Origin of the sequence: Paenibacillus suaedae (genome assembly GCF_032337355.1) — a bacterium.
Taxonomy (GTDB): domain Bacteria; phylum Bacillota; class Bacilli; order Paenibacillales; family Paenibacillaceae; genus Paenibacillus_B; species Paenibacillus_B suaedae.
In genome coordinates, this window is record NZ_JAVYAA010000001.1 from 1,013,949 (window position 1) to 1,029,482 (window position 15,534).

Genomic DNA, 15,534 nt, shown 5'->3' on the forward strand with positions numbered 1-15,534 from the left:
TTATCGTTGCCCCTTTGCAATTGGGAAGCTTCTCAGAACTCCTGTATTGGCCAAGGCGTCCGCAATCCATTTGCCAAGCAGACCTGAGATGAGTGCGCCACTTATACAGCGAACGACGAACATCGCGATGATGAGACCAACAGAGTAGGCCGCATAACCGCTGCGGAAATACCCCCACGCGAAGCTGAATACAGCGGAGCCCACCCCAGCCAGCATGAGCACTTTGGTTGAATAATTCCGATATCTTGTAGCGGCAAATACGGCTTCGGCGCCTAAACCTTGAATAAGGGCGGATACAATCAAAATAGGTCCTACGGCGTTGCCGATTAATACCTCAACCAATCCAGCGACTGTCTCTGAAATGACGGCAGCCCCCGGTTTGCGGATGATATAGGTGGCGATGATCGATACGATAAACCAAATGCCGAAGATGACTTCATATCCCATCGGCCCCATAAAGCCAACAAGCACATTGCCTATTTGCAAGAAGAGCAGATAAATGACGGCAAACACAACAGATAATGAACTGAGAACGACGATATCTCGTAATTTCCATTGGCTGTTTCGCGAATTCATGAACATTCCTCTTTTCTTAAAACGATGATCGGATGAGTCCGTTGGGTTTGTAGCTTGCATTTTTGAATTTCTTTTTCTTCAGCTGCTACCTTGTGGAAGGGCTGTTGGCTGACATCGTAGTTGTCATCACCACATGGGACTTGTCTGATTTTCTCGCCCGATTAAACGCGTTCTCAAGTGTAGCAAATACTCGCTGTGCATCTCCTTCTAAGCGGCTTGCATAATGAGCGCTCTCATCGAAAGTGCCTTCTTCCTTAGCAAGGCCAATGATCTCATAGATCGTATCCATGTAATCTGCTGTTCCGAGCGGGTAGAGAGCAAAATGAGCAGCGATCTTGAGAGGAATCGCTTGATATCGTTCCGCATTCATTCGAATTTCGTCCGTACTCATGAAGGCATCTCCTTGTGTGTCGCCCGGACAGCCAACAGAGAACGTAGCATTCAGCACAACATGTTCTCCACTTGCCGCGCTATGTAAATAGATAGACTGTACGACATCGAATACATGTTCACTGCGCCCACGAACCCAGGTGCTGACATCATCGGTATGGCACCATACCTTAGACATATCTGTGTCTCGCAACGCTCCTAAAATAAGTTCAACGAAGCGATCGCTCATCGGATAGATGGAAAAGCGACAACCAACGATGCGGCTCGTGCCGCAAGATAACTGACTCATAACTTATATCCTCCCAGACGAATCAAATTGTGGCCAGCAGACAACAAAAAAACTGCACCGTGAGTCGGTGCAGTTGCGCTTGAGGATACAAGGGTATGACATGGCTTCATGCAATGACGAACATGACGAAGCCGCAGCTTATATCAATCAGTCGACTACACTTCCCCACGCTAGTATTATCTAGTTCGGGTTATAAGGGTTAACAGCGTTGCCGCTGTCTCTCAGCTTGTTACAGCACCCCTAGTGTTCGAATTCACTATGCAGTTGTTCCATTGTTCATATGCTTGACAGCTTTCATTATACACGGGATGATCCGTTTGTAAAGGGTGCAATACCAAAAGGGATACTTCAAACTGGAGCTTAATATTGCAATGGGCTAGATCCGGGCATACAAACGATCCGTGGTATCGCAGTCTGAAGGTGATACCCGACATCGTGAAGGGACTCTAGTCCTCCGTAATAGTCAACGTGATTTGAAACAAGGTATGGTAACACTGATCCTGCGTTAATTCAATCGTGCCATCATGGAGCGTTATGATTTTTTTGCAAATGGCGAGACCTAATCCTGTACTGTCTTTAATCGGGCCGTCGCCACGGATGAATTCTTCGAAAATATGTTCCTTGATCGGCTCCTGAACGCCAATTCCGTCGTCTCCGATCCACAGTATAACGTTTCCTTCTTGTCGTGCACATGAGACATAGAGCACCGTTCCCGCTGGATTATATCGCAGTGTATTGCTAATTAAGTTGGTGATGACGCGACTCATATGAATCTTGTCCATCTTGACATAGAGCGGCTCTTCCGGGATATGTGCTTCAAGCTCAAATCCCTTCTCTTCTATTTCCGGATAAAATTCCGCCACGAGCTGCTGGAACCATTTCGTAATGTTCACTTTCTCTTTGCTCAATTCCGTATGCTTGTCATCCAGCTTCGCCAGTTCAAATAGGTCTTTAATCAAATTGGCCATATAAGCTGACTTATCGTAAATGTATTGAATATATTTGCGGGTATCTTTGTCTTCCAATGCCTGATTGTCCAACAGGAGCTGCGAATAACCGTAAATCGAAGTAATCGGCGTCTTCAAATCATGCGATAGATGCAGCAGCATGTTTCGCTTATTGTTCTCGGCAGCTTCCTTCTCGGCAGAAGTACGCTGCAGACGTTCAGCCATGCCGTTAAACGCCTCTTGTATTTCCGCGAATTCCTGTTCGGCTGAGTAATGAAGCCGCTTCGTGTAATTGAAGTGCTCCATCTCTTTGATGCCTTCCAAGATTTGCCGCAGCGGCTTTTTCACTTGTCTAACCGAATAGCGGGCGTAAAAGTAAAGCAGGATAAACAATAAAATAGCTAATAATGCAGCAAAGATCGTTGTCGCAGTTGATAATTTCAACAAGCGTTCAGGAATTTTCCACAGCAATACATAAGATTCGCCGTTCGGCCCTTTTGCTTGATAAGCATGATAGGAGATTGCATCATCGTTTCGCTCTACATCCATTTTGGCATACATTTGGCCGTCTTCGTAATGCTTGATGTTGTCCTCTTTGTTTCCTTTGACAAAAATGATTTCGCCTGACTCATTCACGATTTCGAACCAGCCGCCATACTTGTTCAGCAAATGCGCACTGATGTTATGGAAAGGGTACCGATAAATATCCGTTCCATTAATTTGAGCAACGACCAGTTCATCGATATAACGCCTCATAAATAGGTTCGTGCTTAGGAGAGCTACAATGATCGCTGCGATCATCAGGACGCAGATCACTGCATAATTTCGAAAAAATACCCGTTTTAAGGGACGTCGACCGGAGAGGTTATTTGCTTTTTTCAAAACGGTAGCCTAACCCCCTAATCGTAATGAGATGAACAGGCTTTCTCGGATTATCCTCAATTTTCTCGCGGATTTTGCTTATGTACACCATAATTAAATTTTCGTCTCCGATGTATTCCTCGCCCCATACTTGCTCGTAAATATGGGCTTTGGTTAATACTCTGCCAGCCTCTCTCATAAGGAGCTCCACAATCTTGAACTCGTATGATGTCAATTCTTTTTGGATGCCGGACTTGAACAGTTGGCAGCTCCTTATATTCAGCCTCACATCTCCGATTTCGATAACCTCTTGCTCCTGCATATCCACCTTGGCAAAGGAGTCGATTCGCCTAAACAGCGCTTGCACGCGGCTGACGACTTCCAGCGGATTGAAGGGCTTGCCCACATAATCGTCCGCCCCGAGCTGCAAGCCATATATTTTGTCCATATCGTCAGACTTGGCGGAAATAAAGAGGAACGGAATTTGCGAATTGTGCCGCGTCCTTTTGAGCAATTCCAAGCCATCCATGTGCGGCATCATAATATCGGCGATAACCATGTCGATAGACTTCTCTTGCAGCACAGCTAGCGCTTCCACACCATTACTGGCCGAAGCTATAGCATATCCCTGGTTAGTCAAATAGATGGTCAACAGTTCGCGAATTTCGGCTTCGTCGTCTATGATGAGAATGGTTTTCATTTGTTGTTTCACCTCTAGGAATGCAACAATAACTCCCGATCAACTTGGGGCTTAACGCAGGTTGATCGGGAGTTGTGCGAATTATAATAAATTGTCGGCAAACTTAGACAGTATTGCTGCAGCTTCTTGCTTCAGCATCGGTTTTTTCGAATGATAATCGAAAGTACCGTCTTTGCCTTTGGCGACCTCAGGCCCGAATAATTGCTTGACGATGACGAACTGAACGCCATCCAGCGCCCAAGTATCGGTGGACCCTCTAAGCATGGCTTTTTTCGGTTCGGTGCCGATGTGGTTGACAGCCATACGCCATATAATAGTCGCTGCTTCCTGACGCGTCAACAATTCCTTAGGACGGAATTTGCCGCTTTCCGGCTTCTGAATGACGCCAAGCTCGTACGCAGCTTGTATTTCTTTAGCAGACGCACTGTCGGATATATCTGTGAAAGCAGGCTTGCTCTTAGATGGCGACACCCCGGCCCATCGGATAAACCAGCCGATGAACTGTTCCCGCGTAATGGCTTGATCAGGCAGGAAGCGGTTGTCGTCGCTGTCATCATGAATGACGTTCAATTGGCGCAGATGATAGATGAAAGGCGCATACACATGGTCTTTGCCAACATCCTGATATTGATGTGCGACAGACAGCTTTTCAGCCCAGCTATCCGATTTCTGATCGTAATACAATGCTTGCACTTCGCCGCTGTCATTTAACTTGAATGCAGCTTTTACGCCTTGTTCATCTTGGAAAAGCAGGGGCTCGATTTCACGGAGCACATGCTCTCCTAGCGGATCTTTCACGATAAGCTTGCCGTCCTCGGCACGAACGCGAGAGGTCCACATCCGATTCCGCAAGTCGCTGTACATTCCTTCAAATTTTTCCAACGATTGTGCTGCTTGCTCGTGTGGAGCCTGAGCGCCATCTTTCTTCGGGTAATAATGATCCATGAATGCTTCCAACAATTCCTTGCGGAACTCAACATCTTTATTTACCGTAACGAAGAAGCCAACCTTCTCATCAGGAATCAACCACATATTGCTGTGATACCCGGCCATATCCCCGGATTTCTCAATCATATAACGTCCGTTGTAAAGCTGCTGATTGGAGTATTCGAATCCGTAGGCCATGTTCGGCAGCTTCTCATGCACGGCAAGCTGAGGTTTATGCATTTCCGCTGCCGTTTCTTTTTTCAGAATCGTTGCATCTCCCAGCTTGCCGCCGTTCAGATGGGCGATCATAAATTTGGCCATATCAGCGCCTGTAGAAAGCATGCCGCCGCCTGGAAGTTCTGTCGGAACGGTTGCGTAAGTAGGAATCGCTTCTCCCATCAAGCTATAAGGAACAGCCAAATCTTTTTGGATTTCCGGTGTTAAACGAAAATCACTGCTTGCCATGCCAATCGGTTTGAAAATATGATCCTGCACGTATTTTCCAAATGGCTGTTTGCTCACTTGCTCTACAACGTAACCTTGGATCGTAAAGCCTAAATTGTCATAGCGGTAGTACTCGCCGGGCTTGCGGATTACTGTAGGCGTATTGTCCGACACATATTGCTTGATCGATACTTCCTGAGTTAAGTCGTCCGTAGATAATTCCGAACCGTCCCCGAATTCGAACCCGGTAGAATTCGTCATTAAGTGCTTCGTCGTTAGGGGAGAGCCGGTCTTATTAGGGATTTTAATATCTCCCAAGTATGCAGACAAATCTTTGTTCAAATCGATTTCCCCTTGCTCTGCTAATTGCATCACGGCTGTGGCGGTGATTACCTTGGAAAGCGAAGCGACGCGGAACACAGTCCGATCCGGATCGACCGGCAGCTTCTTTTCAACGTTCGCATAGCCGTAACCTTTCTTTAACAGCACCTTATCGCCTTTGACGACGACGAACGCAGCTCCTGCCATACTGTCCTTAATTTCCGGACGGCTAAAAAATTCATCGGCAAATTGCTCGACTTCGTTTGGATCTTGCGGTCCTATGTTTACGGGCGCAGCTGCCGATACCTTCGATAATGTACCCGTACCGCTCAGCAAGCCGGTTACGACGGTGAAGGTCAGTGCAATGGCCGTCACGCGCTTTGAAAATATGCTCATTGTTTGCTCTCTCCTCTGTATCATTTTCGTGCATCATTAGAATAGAGGAGCAAACTTAATCCAGATTCTATGTAACCTTAATGTAAAGTGAAATTTTCGATGAACAACAGCATCTTAGGGGAGGGGACATGGGATGCAACAAAAAAACGGCATTCTCTGCCGTTTTGATCACATAATTGGTGGGTTCTGAGGGGTTCGAACCCTCGACCTGATGATTAAGAGTCAACTGCTCTACCAACTGAGCTAAGAACCCATATGATAACTGGGTTCAAGGGGGATTGCTGCATCCCGATTGAACGAAGCTGTTTAAGAAGTGCCTTGTTCCTTAACACCCCTTAAGTATAGACCTCTACAGGCGATTCGTAAAATAGAATTAAGGGGGTTATCCGTGGATATTCAAGGATATCCCCTTCTCTGCTAAGGGTGTAGTATGACTCTGTTAGGAATACTTCCATTTCCCGTATCATGCGATAAGGAGCAGGGATTTAGTTCTCTACTCTTTACCGTACATGTTTACATTGTATGTTCATATGTTTTTTCAGTTATCCAAATTGTTGAAGGCTGCATATTGAGTGACCACCCATGGTGACCATCTGCTGAACATTAGCTGCAAGGTTATCCATCTGCTGCGTATTTGAAATTTAGGTGCGGCGCATATACGCGCGGACGGTGAGTGGGGCAAAGATGGCTACAATGACCATAGCGCACAGGAGAGTGAGGCCAAATTCAATGCCGATCGTGCCTTGATTGGCGAGCTCACGTACAGCACTTACTAAATGGGTGATTGGGTTGATATTAGCAAACCATTGAAGCCAATCTGGCATCGTATTGACCGGTACGTACGCATTAGAGAGAAAGGTGAGCGGGAACAGCACCATCATGGCAATCCCTTGTACGCTAGCTGCTGTACGAGCAATGACGCCGAAGAAGGCAAAAATCCAGCTGACTGCCCAGGAGCATGCAATGACAAGCAAGCCGGCGATTGCGACATAACCTAGGCCTCCGGCTGGGTGATAGCCCATTAAGTAGCCCATCACGAAGGTGAGTACGGTTGCAATGGCAAAGCGGATCGTATCTGCCAGAAGGGCTCCCGCCAAAGGCGCAATACGCGCGATCGGAAGTGACTTGAAGCGGTCGAATACGCCTTTATCCATATCTTCACGCAATTGGACACCAGTGGCGACGGCACTTGTAATGACCGTCTGAACAAGAATGCCGGGGATAATGATTGGTAAGTAATCATGTACATTTCCTGAGATTGCCCCGCCAAATATATAGGTGAACATGAGGGTAAACAAAATGGGCTGAATGGTTACATCGAACAATTGCTCGGGGGTACGCTTTATTTTGAGCAGCCCACGATAGGCCATTGTCATTGAATTACGTAGTGACTGACCGAAGCTGGCATAGTTTTTTAATTGCTGGTGGGGGCTCTTATTTACGGTTGCATTGCTCATACTCGTGCCTCCTCTCTAACGTTCATGCGTTCGGTATTGTGGATCGCGTTCGTGTTCTCTATAGCACCCGACGAGCTGTTCCCAGTGATGGTTAGAAATACTTCGTCAAGTGTAGGTTTTTGTACACTGATTTCGGCAAGTCGAATTTCTTGGTTGCGAAAAGCGATCAACAGGTCTGTTACTTGGTCGGCGTCGGCCATCGGTGCAGTAATCGTTCCAGCTTCGGCGGTTACATTGGAGCGGACTTGAAGTACTTGCTCTACGATTGTACGCGCATCGGCGATATCTTTTTCATGTTGAAGCCTTAAATGCAGCGACGACGTTCCAACGGAAGCCTTAAGTTCATCCACGGTGCCTTCTGCGACAACTTGGCCGCGGTCGATAACCGCGATACGATCTGCCAACTGATCGGCTTCATCGAGGTATTGTGTGGTGAGGAGCACGGTTGAGCCTGTGTCGACCAAACGGCGAATCGTATCCCACATCTGTGAGCGCGTACGCGGATCCAGCCCTGTTGTCGGTTCATCCAAAAAGATGAGCGGGGGCTGAGCAATGAGGCTTGCAGCCAAATCAAGTCTGCGTCGCATGCCTCCGGAGAAGTTCTTGAGCGGCCGCTTGGCTGCCTCTGACAAGCCAAACTCCTCTAACAAGTCAGCAGCCTTGCGCCGCGCTTCCGCACGACCTAGACCGAGCAGCCGCGAGAAGATAATGAGGTTCTCGGTAGCGCTTAGGGACTCGTCAACCGATGCGTATTGTCCTGTGACCCCAATTAATTGACGGACGATATGGGATTCCTTCACGACATCGTGTCCGAAGATCCGTGCCTCGCCAGCATCCTGACGCAATAATGTAGCTAACATGCGAATCGTCGTTGTCTTCCCTGCTCCATTCGGACCCAGGACTCCGTATATCGAACCAGCACGAACGTTCAAGTCTACGCCATCGACAGCGCGATTGTCTCCGAATGTTTTGACGAGCCCACGGGCTTGAACAGCCCATTCACTGCTGCTCGAACCTGCTATGTTGAAATTATTGTTCATTTCCATTTCTCCTTACTTCAAGATGGAATGTTTGCACTCGTTTTTTAGTCTATTTGCATTGTAAAAGTAATTTACAGCCTGATAAACCTTCTGTGGAATGGTTTTCCAGTCAGTCTGTAGACCGATAAACAACGGGGAAGATGAAGCCTTGTTATGAGCACAAAGAAACACGCCTAACCAACAGCGTGTTATCTAGGATAAATGTTATTCAATAAGGAGGTAGATAATGAATGGATTAGTGTGCTTGTGTTCGGTATATGCTCGATACGAGCGTATGTCCTAGAATGATGTTCGCAATGATGATGATATGATCATTTTGGAGGATGTATGTATAGACTTCGGGAAAATTGTCATTTGAGAGACTTAATCCAAGAAGTGCTCCTATACCTCCAAAGCATACAATTGGGATGACGATGATGTAGACGAAGTTATACACAAGGGTGTGCTTCGAGGGGGGGAAGAAAAGGGAATATCTTCGTTAGAGAATACAATGATATCCATTTCGAGTCAATTGATAATGAAATCGATGTAACAAAAAACACGACTCAACGGATTATCTACTTTGAACAGTTTAATGAAAAAGAAAGATAAATAGAGAAAAAAGAAGGAATGATGTCTAAGTGCTTCCTATTGCTATGAAATTGTTAAAAAGAAGTAGAAAATAATCTACCAAGGCCAATAATAGGAATTTGCAGGAAATTGTGTTGAGGTAGTATAATAATTTGGCATACAAAAATATGGGGCCATAGCTCAGCTGGGAGAGTGCTTCGCTGGCAGCGAAGAGGTCAGGGGTTCGATCCCCCTTGGCTCCACCAAATAAATAATAAATGCAGCCGATGGGCTGCTTTTTTTATTATGGTGGATTGCAAAAGGGGGCGAACCCCGGGGGTCGTCCGCGCGCAAGGAGCCAAAGGCGAGAGAGCACGGCGTCCCATTCTACCTCTAAGGTAGTCATCGTTGAGTGAGCTTCGACAGCAAGAATAATCAGGAATGGTACATCCCGTAAAGGATGGAGCGAGGATTGCGAGCGTAATCACCTTGGCTCCACCAAATGTATAAATCGTACACGATCCAATGGGTCGTGTTTTTTTGCATTGGTGGAGTATAAGAAGGGGGAGCGAACCCGGGTTCGTCCGCGCGCAGGGAACCGAAGGAGAGAGAGCACGGCGTCCCATTCTACCACTAAGGCAGTCATCGTCGAATCAGCTTCGATAGCAGAACAATCAGGAATGGGACATCCCGTAAAGGATGAAGCGAGCATTGCAAGCGTAATCACCTAGGCTCCACCAAATGTATAAATCGTACACGATCCAATGGGTTGTGTTTTTGCATTGGTGGTAAGAAGGGGGAGCGAACCCCGGGTTCGTAAGCGCGCAAGAGCCGAAGGCGAGAGAGCACGGCGTCCCATTCCACCTCTAAGGTAGTCTAACTACTTGAAGATAAAGAGAAGGAATGGTACTCTAGGATGAAAATCGCGATAATTATACATAGTATGTAATTTGATAGGAGGATGTGTTATCAAAAAGCTTTTACTTAAGAGATTGCCATTGATCTCACTTGGAGTTATGGCTTATATACTGACAAAATACGCGCAGAACCATCAGGATTGGGCAGAAAAATACAGTAGGTCTGTATATCCGATATTGTCAAAAACAGTAGGATTTGTACCTTCTTGGGTCAAATTTTCTGTTAGTGAATGGCTCGTAGTGTTGGTTGTGTTACTTTTGCTATTTTATATAGGTTATTATGTGCGCAAGGTTATCATGAGTAAAGGTGCACGTAGGATGGTAGTTTATCGTGGTACTCTAGGAATAGTTGCAATCTGTAGCGTGATATATTTTTGCTATACTGTTTTGGGTGGAATAAACTATCACAGATATTCTTTTTTGTCCTATACCGAATATCAAGAGGGAAACTACAGCGAGGACGAACTAGTGAAGTTGTGTAAGTCACTTGCTGTTGAAATGGAATTGGCAAGGGAAAAGTTAGAGGATACTGCTCTTTTGGCTCAAGTACCAGATAATTTTAATTATTATGCACAACACGCAGTGCTGTCGATGCAAATGTTATCAAAGAAATATCCTGTTTTGGAGCATTCTTTATATTCAACACCAAAACCAGTGGTGATGTCAAAACTAATGTCGCGTGCAGGGATACACGGTATTTTTGTCCCTTTTACTTTTGAATCCAATATTAATGTTAATGTGCCAGTTTTCTTAGTGCCTGCTACTATGGCACATGAATTGGCACATCAGAGTGGTTTTATGCATGAGGATGAGGCAAATTTTATAGCTTATCTGGCATGTAAGCAGCAGGATGATCCAATGATACTCTACAGTGGTTTTTTTCTAGCGTTTGATTATTCTATATCAGCACTAAAGAAAGTTGATTCAGATCAGGCGTCTGATATAATGTCCAGTCTGTCCAAGGCGGTGCAGCATGACATAGTACAAAATGAGCAGTATCGGGATAAGTATGAGGGTGTTATTTCGAGTATTTCAAGAATTGTAAATGACTTATATCTGAAGGCGAATAATCAGACAGACGGTTTGAATAGCTATAGTGGTATGGTAAATTTGTTGCTGGCAGAGCAGCGAGGAATAGAGAAGTATCATTAAATAAAGTATAGATATTATTAGGAGTGAAATAAACAAAATAAAAGTATTTCCCATTCCATATGCTGGAGCGTCGGTAAATGTATATTGTGAATGGAAAAAACTACTGCCGGATAGATATGAATTGTGTATATGTGAATTGGCTGGAAGAGGAACTCGATTCACAGAGCCTTGCTACCAGTCTGTTGGTGAAGCAAGTGAAGATATCGCAAAAAGAATAAGTGAACAACATCCATTAATACTAAATCTTCTAAATGCTCTGCCATATTAGGATATTTTGCAGCTATTATACGAACTGAGACGAAGGAACTGGAGTACAAGGACTACGTTATAATAAACGTCCTGAAAACGATGATCGATAAAGATGTAATTTATCAATAAGTGTGATAAGATCATTCTGGGAATTCCGTCCAATAGTATATTTTAGGAGGTTTAAAATGATGAAAAAGCAGGTCATTGTTGTATCACTTGTTTTTGCTCTTACCTCTTTGTTAATTGGGGGAGCATTTGCTAGTGGGAAAATTTCAATTGTTGTAAACGGTCGAACAGTACCTACTGACGTTTCGCCTCGCAATGTTGATGGAAGAGTCATGGTTCCTATTAGTACGATTTCTAAGGCATTAGGTGCTGATGTGTCTTGGGATTCTAAAAAACAAACAGTAATTATTAATCAGAAAAGCGGAACTTCGGTTTCTACTCCTGATCTATGGAATGAAAAATTAAATCTGACTGGGGGACAATGGGCAGACATCGTATCTTTAATTAATAAGTATTTCGTTACATATGATTCAAGGGATGAAGAAGCTTGGAAAAAAACAATAGCCTCTAGTTACTTGAATAACGGTTCAATCGAACTACCAGGAGGAGGAGTATATCCTTCCATTTTAGAGTTGAAAATAGTAGATGCTAAAAAAATAGTAGATGCTAAAAGAAAAGGGGAAGGTAGGAGCGATGGAGACCAATACAAAGTACGTGTAAAAATAGTTCATTACATGAACTTATCCACACCATTTGTGGCTGAATGGGACTTTGATGTAGCTCCATATATGAGCAAGGGATACCTGATAGATTATGCAAACATAATCAGTGATACCCAATTAAAGAATTATACCGTTTTCCCTGGTTTAACATTCCAAGATGTTTCTGAATAAATATTATATTTATGATATGTAATGAAGCCCATAGCTTATCGGGGAATTTCCTATAAGCTATGGGTTTTCCTTTTTTTTTTAGCGTACTTTCGATAGCTATTTCTGACAAATTTGGAACATTTCGCCTCAATGTACAAACTAAAGGATGTGAATCACTTATAGTTCCGCAGGAGAAAACATCGCCAAAGGTCAGACGATCCCTGCCGAAGTGATGAACCAATGGATGAACAGTCCGGGACGGCGTACCAACATCCATATACAAAACGGCTACAATCAATATCTAGTTAAGTTAATTTCAGGATATTTCTGCTTAATTTCGTTCATTTTATTATCGGTGATTCCCTTTAAATTTTTATCAAAGAAGCTCAGTGACATTTCGTTAATCAACTGAAAAATCGCGGGTACATCTGCTCCTGGTTCATTAATGATCGGCGAAACGGCTGCTAAGTCAGTGAAACTGCCATGACTCGTTTTAGGAATTATTGCGGTATACACGCCAGGTTTTTCAATGGTTTTATTTCTCAAGTAGGCTTCCACAAACAACTCATCCCGATTTCCTGGTTCCCGGCTGTTTGCCTCTTTCATAAGCTTAATCGAAGCCTCGGCATTCATCAGCATTAACGGCTTTCCAGGACCATCTTTCGGCATAGGGTCACCATACAATCCGCCATCCATATCAATGGCAGCTTTGATTCTATCATCCTTTACCAACATTTGTGCTGAAGTGGCACCACCAAAAGAATGACCTAACATACCTATATGGTCATAGTCTATTAACTTAGCGATCGGCTTAAATTTATCGTCAAAATCAGCTTTGGTTACTTCATCTAGCACAAATGCGGCATCCTGCTCCCAAAGTTTAATCCGATTGTTTAAAAAAGTGATTGTATTTTCAATAGGTGTAAAATCAACCCGATCTCCATCCGGGAAAACGGTTGTTGCCGCATCGCCTGTAAAGTTAAGAGCAACGATTACATAACCATGACTCGCCAGCTCTTCCAACTGAAAGGTGTTTTGTTGACTGTATAGGCTCATACCATGTGCAAACAATAACAGTGGGAATTTCTTTGTTGCTTGTAAGGGTGTGGCGTCTGTAAACGAATGTGTTTCGGTCAATCCCAAATGAGTGGTTGCGATATAAGGGAATCCCTGTGTAGCTGATATTTGTTTCGTTAATGCATCAATATTCTTATTATAAGGAGCAGGAGAGCCTGACCCTTTTTCGGCTGGATAATAAACCTGTACCATCAATTCACGATATACTTGACTATTTGGAACAACAAATTCTTTTCGATTCTGATCAACAAGATGAAAGGCTTGCGTACCTACCGTATATTCTCCCGTAGGCTTTGGAAATGTGAGCAGGGGAAAAATCGTCGGTAAAGCAATCATGGCAGCAGCCGCGGCAACAATACCTGCCCCTTTTAAAATTCTCACTCCCCTTTTTTTTGATACATTCGTGTTGCGTGGTTTGATAAAAACCTGCAGGGTCAAAAGCACTGTTACGATATAAGCGGGTATCAAGCGCCAGTTGGCCCCGATTGCAAGGATAGTTGCAAATAAGGCTATATGAATAACCGATAAAATGATGACATTATACTTGGTAACACCACGCTGCTTAAAAAGAAGTAAGATGCTTGATACGATCAGTATAGCTACAAAAATAATCTCTACGTTTCTCACCATAGAACCTCCATTTCATATACATACATTTGAATGTATGCGGGTAAAATTTTTTACATTCATTTGAATGTAAAATGGCAAAATAATAAACTACTCAATGTAGTTTATTGTTCCTGTACGTTATCAAACAACTCCAGAAAAACATTTTTCAATTCTTCATTGACTATAGGCATGCCAATTCTTTCAAACATTAGGGCGATATGCTCAATTTTCTGAACAAATTCCTCGCGGCTGACGTGAAAGATTCCTGGATTCATCCAGATATCAAAAAGCATTGTAAAAATTTCTGCTGTTTGCTTTGGATAAGCAACTTGGATCGAACCGTCTTTATTACCTTCTTCAATGACTTTGTGAATGCCTGGCGCAACAACTCTCATACCTTCTGTAATCCGACTAAAAACAAACTCAGCTGAAATCATTTCGCCAGAAATGGTCGAATGGTCACCGTTTTTTATACTTTGCAGAATCGAATACGTGATTCCTTTTCTTAAACGATCTAAGGCATTTACGTTTTCTAAATCATCAATATGAGTAAAAACATCTTGCTGGATCATCATCTCTTTGGTAACGGACTGAATGATGTCTGAGATTGATTTGAAATGATGATAGAAAGCACCTCGAGTAATGTCTCCTACATCATCTACAATATCCTGAATCGTTACATTGTTCCAGCCTTTAAGCGTAAATAGTCTAACTGCAGATTCCATAATTCTTTTTCGTGTAATTTCCGGAAATTTATTTCTGGCCATTTTATTTCTCCTACACATACATTTAAATGTATCTAAATGATAAGCGAAGCCCTCAGCTATGTCAACTTGGGCCTAATAGGAGTCTGTCACTCAGCACGGAGGCACTTTTTCTTTGATCAACTTTCAATTGTGTAATGATAAAGAAGAAGATATCGTCCAATCGGATAAACCCATGAATGAATAAGATATTACAGGGCTGACTTTTTACTTAATATCTGAATTTATTAAAGGGAGAGTATGTATGATTCGAAAATATTCGACTGGACCGCTAAATAATCTAACGGAGAAAGACAAGATTGTATCTAAAGATATTGCTGTGAACTCGATAAACCAGCATCAACATAAAAATGCTAGAGTAAGAATCAAAGTGTTTGCATTAAACGGAAAGAAGAAATTGATTCATAACGTTGTATTTACTGTGAAACCGAATGCATCCACATTCAATAGCTTTTTTGTGGGAAATACGAAGCAGTATGAAGTTCAATTTATTACAAATCAATCGAAAGTTCAATTTGCATCGTTTGGGATTAGTCCGAAAGATCGTTATGTTGCCGCGCATCGAGTAATTAACAGTGAATTAACAAGAATCGTATGAGGATGACTTCTCATAATTTCTATCGATCTAGGTGCTTTCTTGAAAAGATGTGTTCGCTAAGCCAGTTATTGTTCTTGGCTCAATTTAAACGCCTAAGTGGGGTTTCCAATCTTAGGCGTTGTTCTTTATGTCGGACACATTTCTCCACTTCCTTCAGATGAATAGTCGCGGTTCTCGGACATGGACTGAAAAGTAATTAGGAAATCCGGTTCTAGCAAGATGAATACATAATTAAGGATTTCGAATGGTTGGTTTGCTCATGTTTAAGATGGAGCGAGCATTGCGTGCGAGCGCGATCACCTTGGCTAACCAAATATAAAAGTCCATCCACCTGAAAAGGTGGATTTTTTGGTTTTTATCAGAGCACGTTTGTCATCCCAAACATATTATTTA

General features: G+C 43.5%; 13 protein-coding genes, 2 tRNA genes, 1 pseudogene and 1 riboswitch. Of the genes and pseudogenes, 6 read left to right on the forward strand and 10 right to left on the reverse strand.

What is annotated here, in order from left to right:
• The 8 genes from RQP50_RS04470 to RQP50_RS04505 form a co-directional block, all read right to left on the reverse strand.
• The gene (locus tag RQP50_RS04470) at positions 1-576 is read right to left on the reverse strand and encodes an ECF transporter S component (protein WP_065293580.1); all 576 of its coding nucleotides are present in this window, start codon (positions 574-576) and stop codon (positions 1-3) included.
• Positions 577-661: 85 nt separating this feature from the next.
• Positions 662-1,255 (reverse strand): YkoF family thiamine/hydroxymethylpyrimidine-binding protein, encoded by a 594-nt coding sequence (locus tag RQP50_RS04475; protein WP_315743548.1) that lies wholly within the window; start codon positions 1,253-1,255, stop codon positions 662-664.
• A 145-nt stretch (positions 1,256-1,400) separates the two neighbouring features.
• Positions 1,401-1,507, reverse strand: a riboswitch (TPP riboswitch).
• Positions 1,508-1,701: 194 nt separating this feature from the next.
• On the reverse strand, positions 1,702-3,084 hold the full coding sequence (locus RQP50_RS04480) for a HAMP domain-containing sensor histidine kinase (RefSeq protein WP_315743550.1): 1,383 nt from the start codon (positions 3,082-3,084) through the stop codon (positions 1,702-1,704).
• Positions 3,068-3,763: a response regulator transcription factor gene (locus RQP50_RS04485; RefSeq protein WP_315743552.1), complete on the reverse strand. Its 696-nt coding sequence runs from the start codon at positions 3,761-3,763 to the stop codon at positions 3,068-3,070. The genes RQP50_RS04480 and RQP50_RS04485 overlap by 17 nt, the downstream gene beginning before the upstream one ends.
• 81 nt (positions 3,764-3,844) lie before the next feature.
• Complete coding sequence (locus RQP50_RS04490; protein ID WP_315743554.1) at positions 3,845-5,851, reverse strand: serine hydrolase; 2,007 nt, start codon at positions 5,849-5,851, stop codon at positions 3,845-3,847.
• A 177-nt stretch (positions 5,852-6,028) separates the two neighbouring features.
• Positions 6,029-6,104, reverse strand: a tRNA-Lys gene (locus tag RQP50_RS04495).
• A gap of 388 nt (positions 6,105-6,492) precedes the next feature.
• Positions 6,493-7,308, reverse strand: a complete 816-nt coding sequence (locus RQP50_RS04500) for an ABC transporter permease (protein WP_021252101.1) — start codon at positions 7,306-7,308, stop codon at positions 6,493-6,495.
• Complete coding sequence (locus RQP50_RS04505; RefSeq protein ID WP_072729805.1) at positions 7,305-8,348, reverse strand: ATP-binding cassette domain-containing protein; 1,044 nt, start codon at positions 8,346-8,348, stop codon at positions 7,305-7,307. The genes RQP50_RS04500 and RQP50_RS04505 overlap by 4 nt, the downstream gene beginning before the upstream one ends.
• Before the next feature lie 739 nt (positions 8,349-9,087).
• On the opposite strand from RQP50_RS04505, the gene RQP50_RS04510 reads away from it, so the two are divergent.
• The 5 genes and pseudogenes from RQP50_RS04510 to RQP50_RS04530 form a co-directional block, all read left to right on the forward strand.
• Positions 9,088-9,163, forward strand: a tRNA-Ala gene (locus RQP50_RS04510).
• 732 nt (positions 9,164-9,895) lie between these two features.
• Positions 9,896-10,966, forward strand: a complete 1,071-nt coding sequence (locus tag RQP50_RS04515; protein WP_315743557.1) for a DUF3810 domain-containing protein — start codon at positions 9,896-9,898, stop codon at positions 10,964-10,966.
• Between the two features lie 77 nt (positions 10,967-11,043).
• Positions 11,044-11,184 carry a hypothetical protein gene (locus RQP50_RS29430; RefSeq protein ID WP_155987359.1) on the forward strand — a complete coding sequence of 47 codons (141 nt, stop codon included), beginning with the start codon at positions 11,044-11,046 and terminating at the stop codon, positions 11,182-11,184.
• A 216-nt stretch (positions 11,185-11,400) separates the two neighbouring features.
• On the forward strand, positions 11,401-12,114 hold the full coding sequence (locus tag RQP50_RS04525; RefSeq protein WP_315743559.1) for a copper amine oxidase N-terminal domain-containing protein: 714 nt from the start codon (positions 11,401-11,403) through the stop codon (positions 12,112-12,114).
• Positions 12,115-12,265: 151 nt separating this feature from the next.
• Positions 12,266-12,368 (forward strand): annotated as a pseudogene (locus tag RQP50_RS04530) (CAP domain-containing protein); the annotation flags it as partial.
• A gap of 19 nt (positions 12,369-12,387) precedes the next feature.
• On the opposite strand, the gene RQP50_RS04535 reads toward RQP50_RS04530, so the two are convergent.
• Together RQP50_RS04535 and RQP50_RS04540 are read right to left on the reverse strand one after the other, a co-directional pair.
• Positions 12,388-13,800: an alpha/beta hydrolase family protein gene (locus RQP50_RS04535; RefSeq protein ID WP_315743561.1), complete on the reverse strand. Its 1,413-nt coding sequence runs from the start codon at positions 13,798-13,800 to the stop codon at positions 12,388-12,390.
• A gap of 101 nt (positions 13,801-13,901) precedes the next feature.
• Positions 13,902-14,546 carry a TetR/AcrR family transcriptional regulator gene (locus tag RQP50_RS04540; RefSeq protein ID WP_315743563.1) on the reverse strand — a complete coding sequence of 215 codons (645 nt, stop codon included), beginning with the start codon at positions 14,544-14,546 and terminating at the stop codon, positions 13,902-13,904.
• 241 nt (positions 14,547-14,787) lie between these two features.
• On the opposite strand from RQP50_RS04540, the gene RQP50_RS04545 reads away from it, so the two are divergent.
• Complete coding sequence (locus RQP50_RS04545; RefSeq protein WP_052648887.1) at positions 14,788-15,141, forward strand: hypothetical protein; 354 nt, start codon at positions 14,788-14,790, stop codon at positions 15,139-15,141.
• The last annotated feature ends 393 nt before the right edge of the window (positions 15,142-15,534 follow it).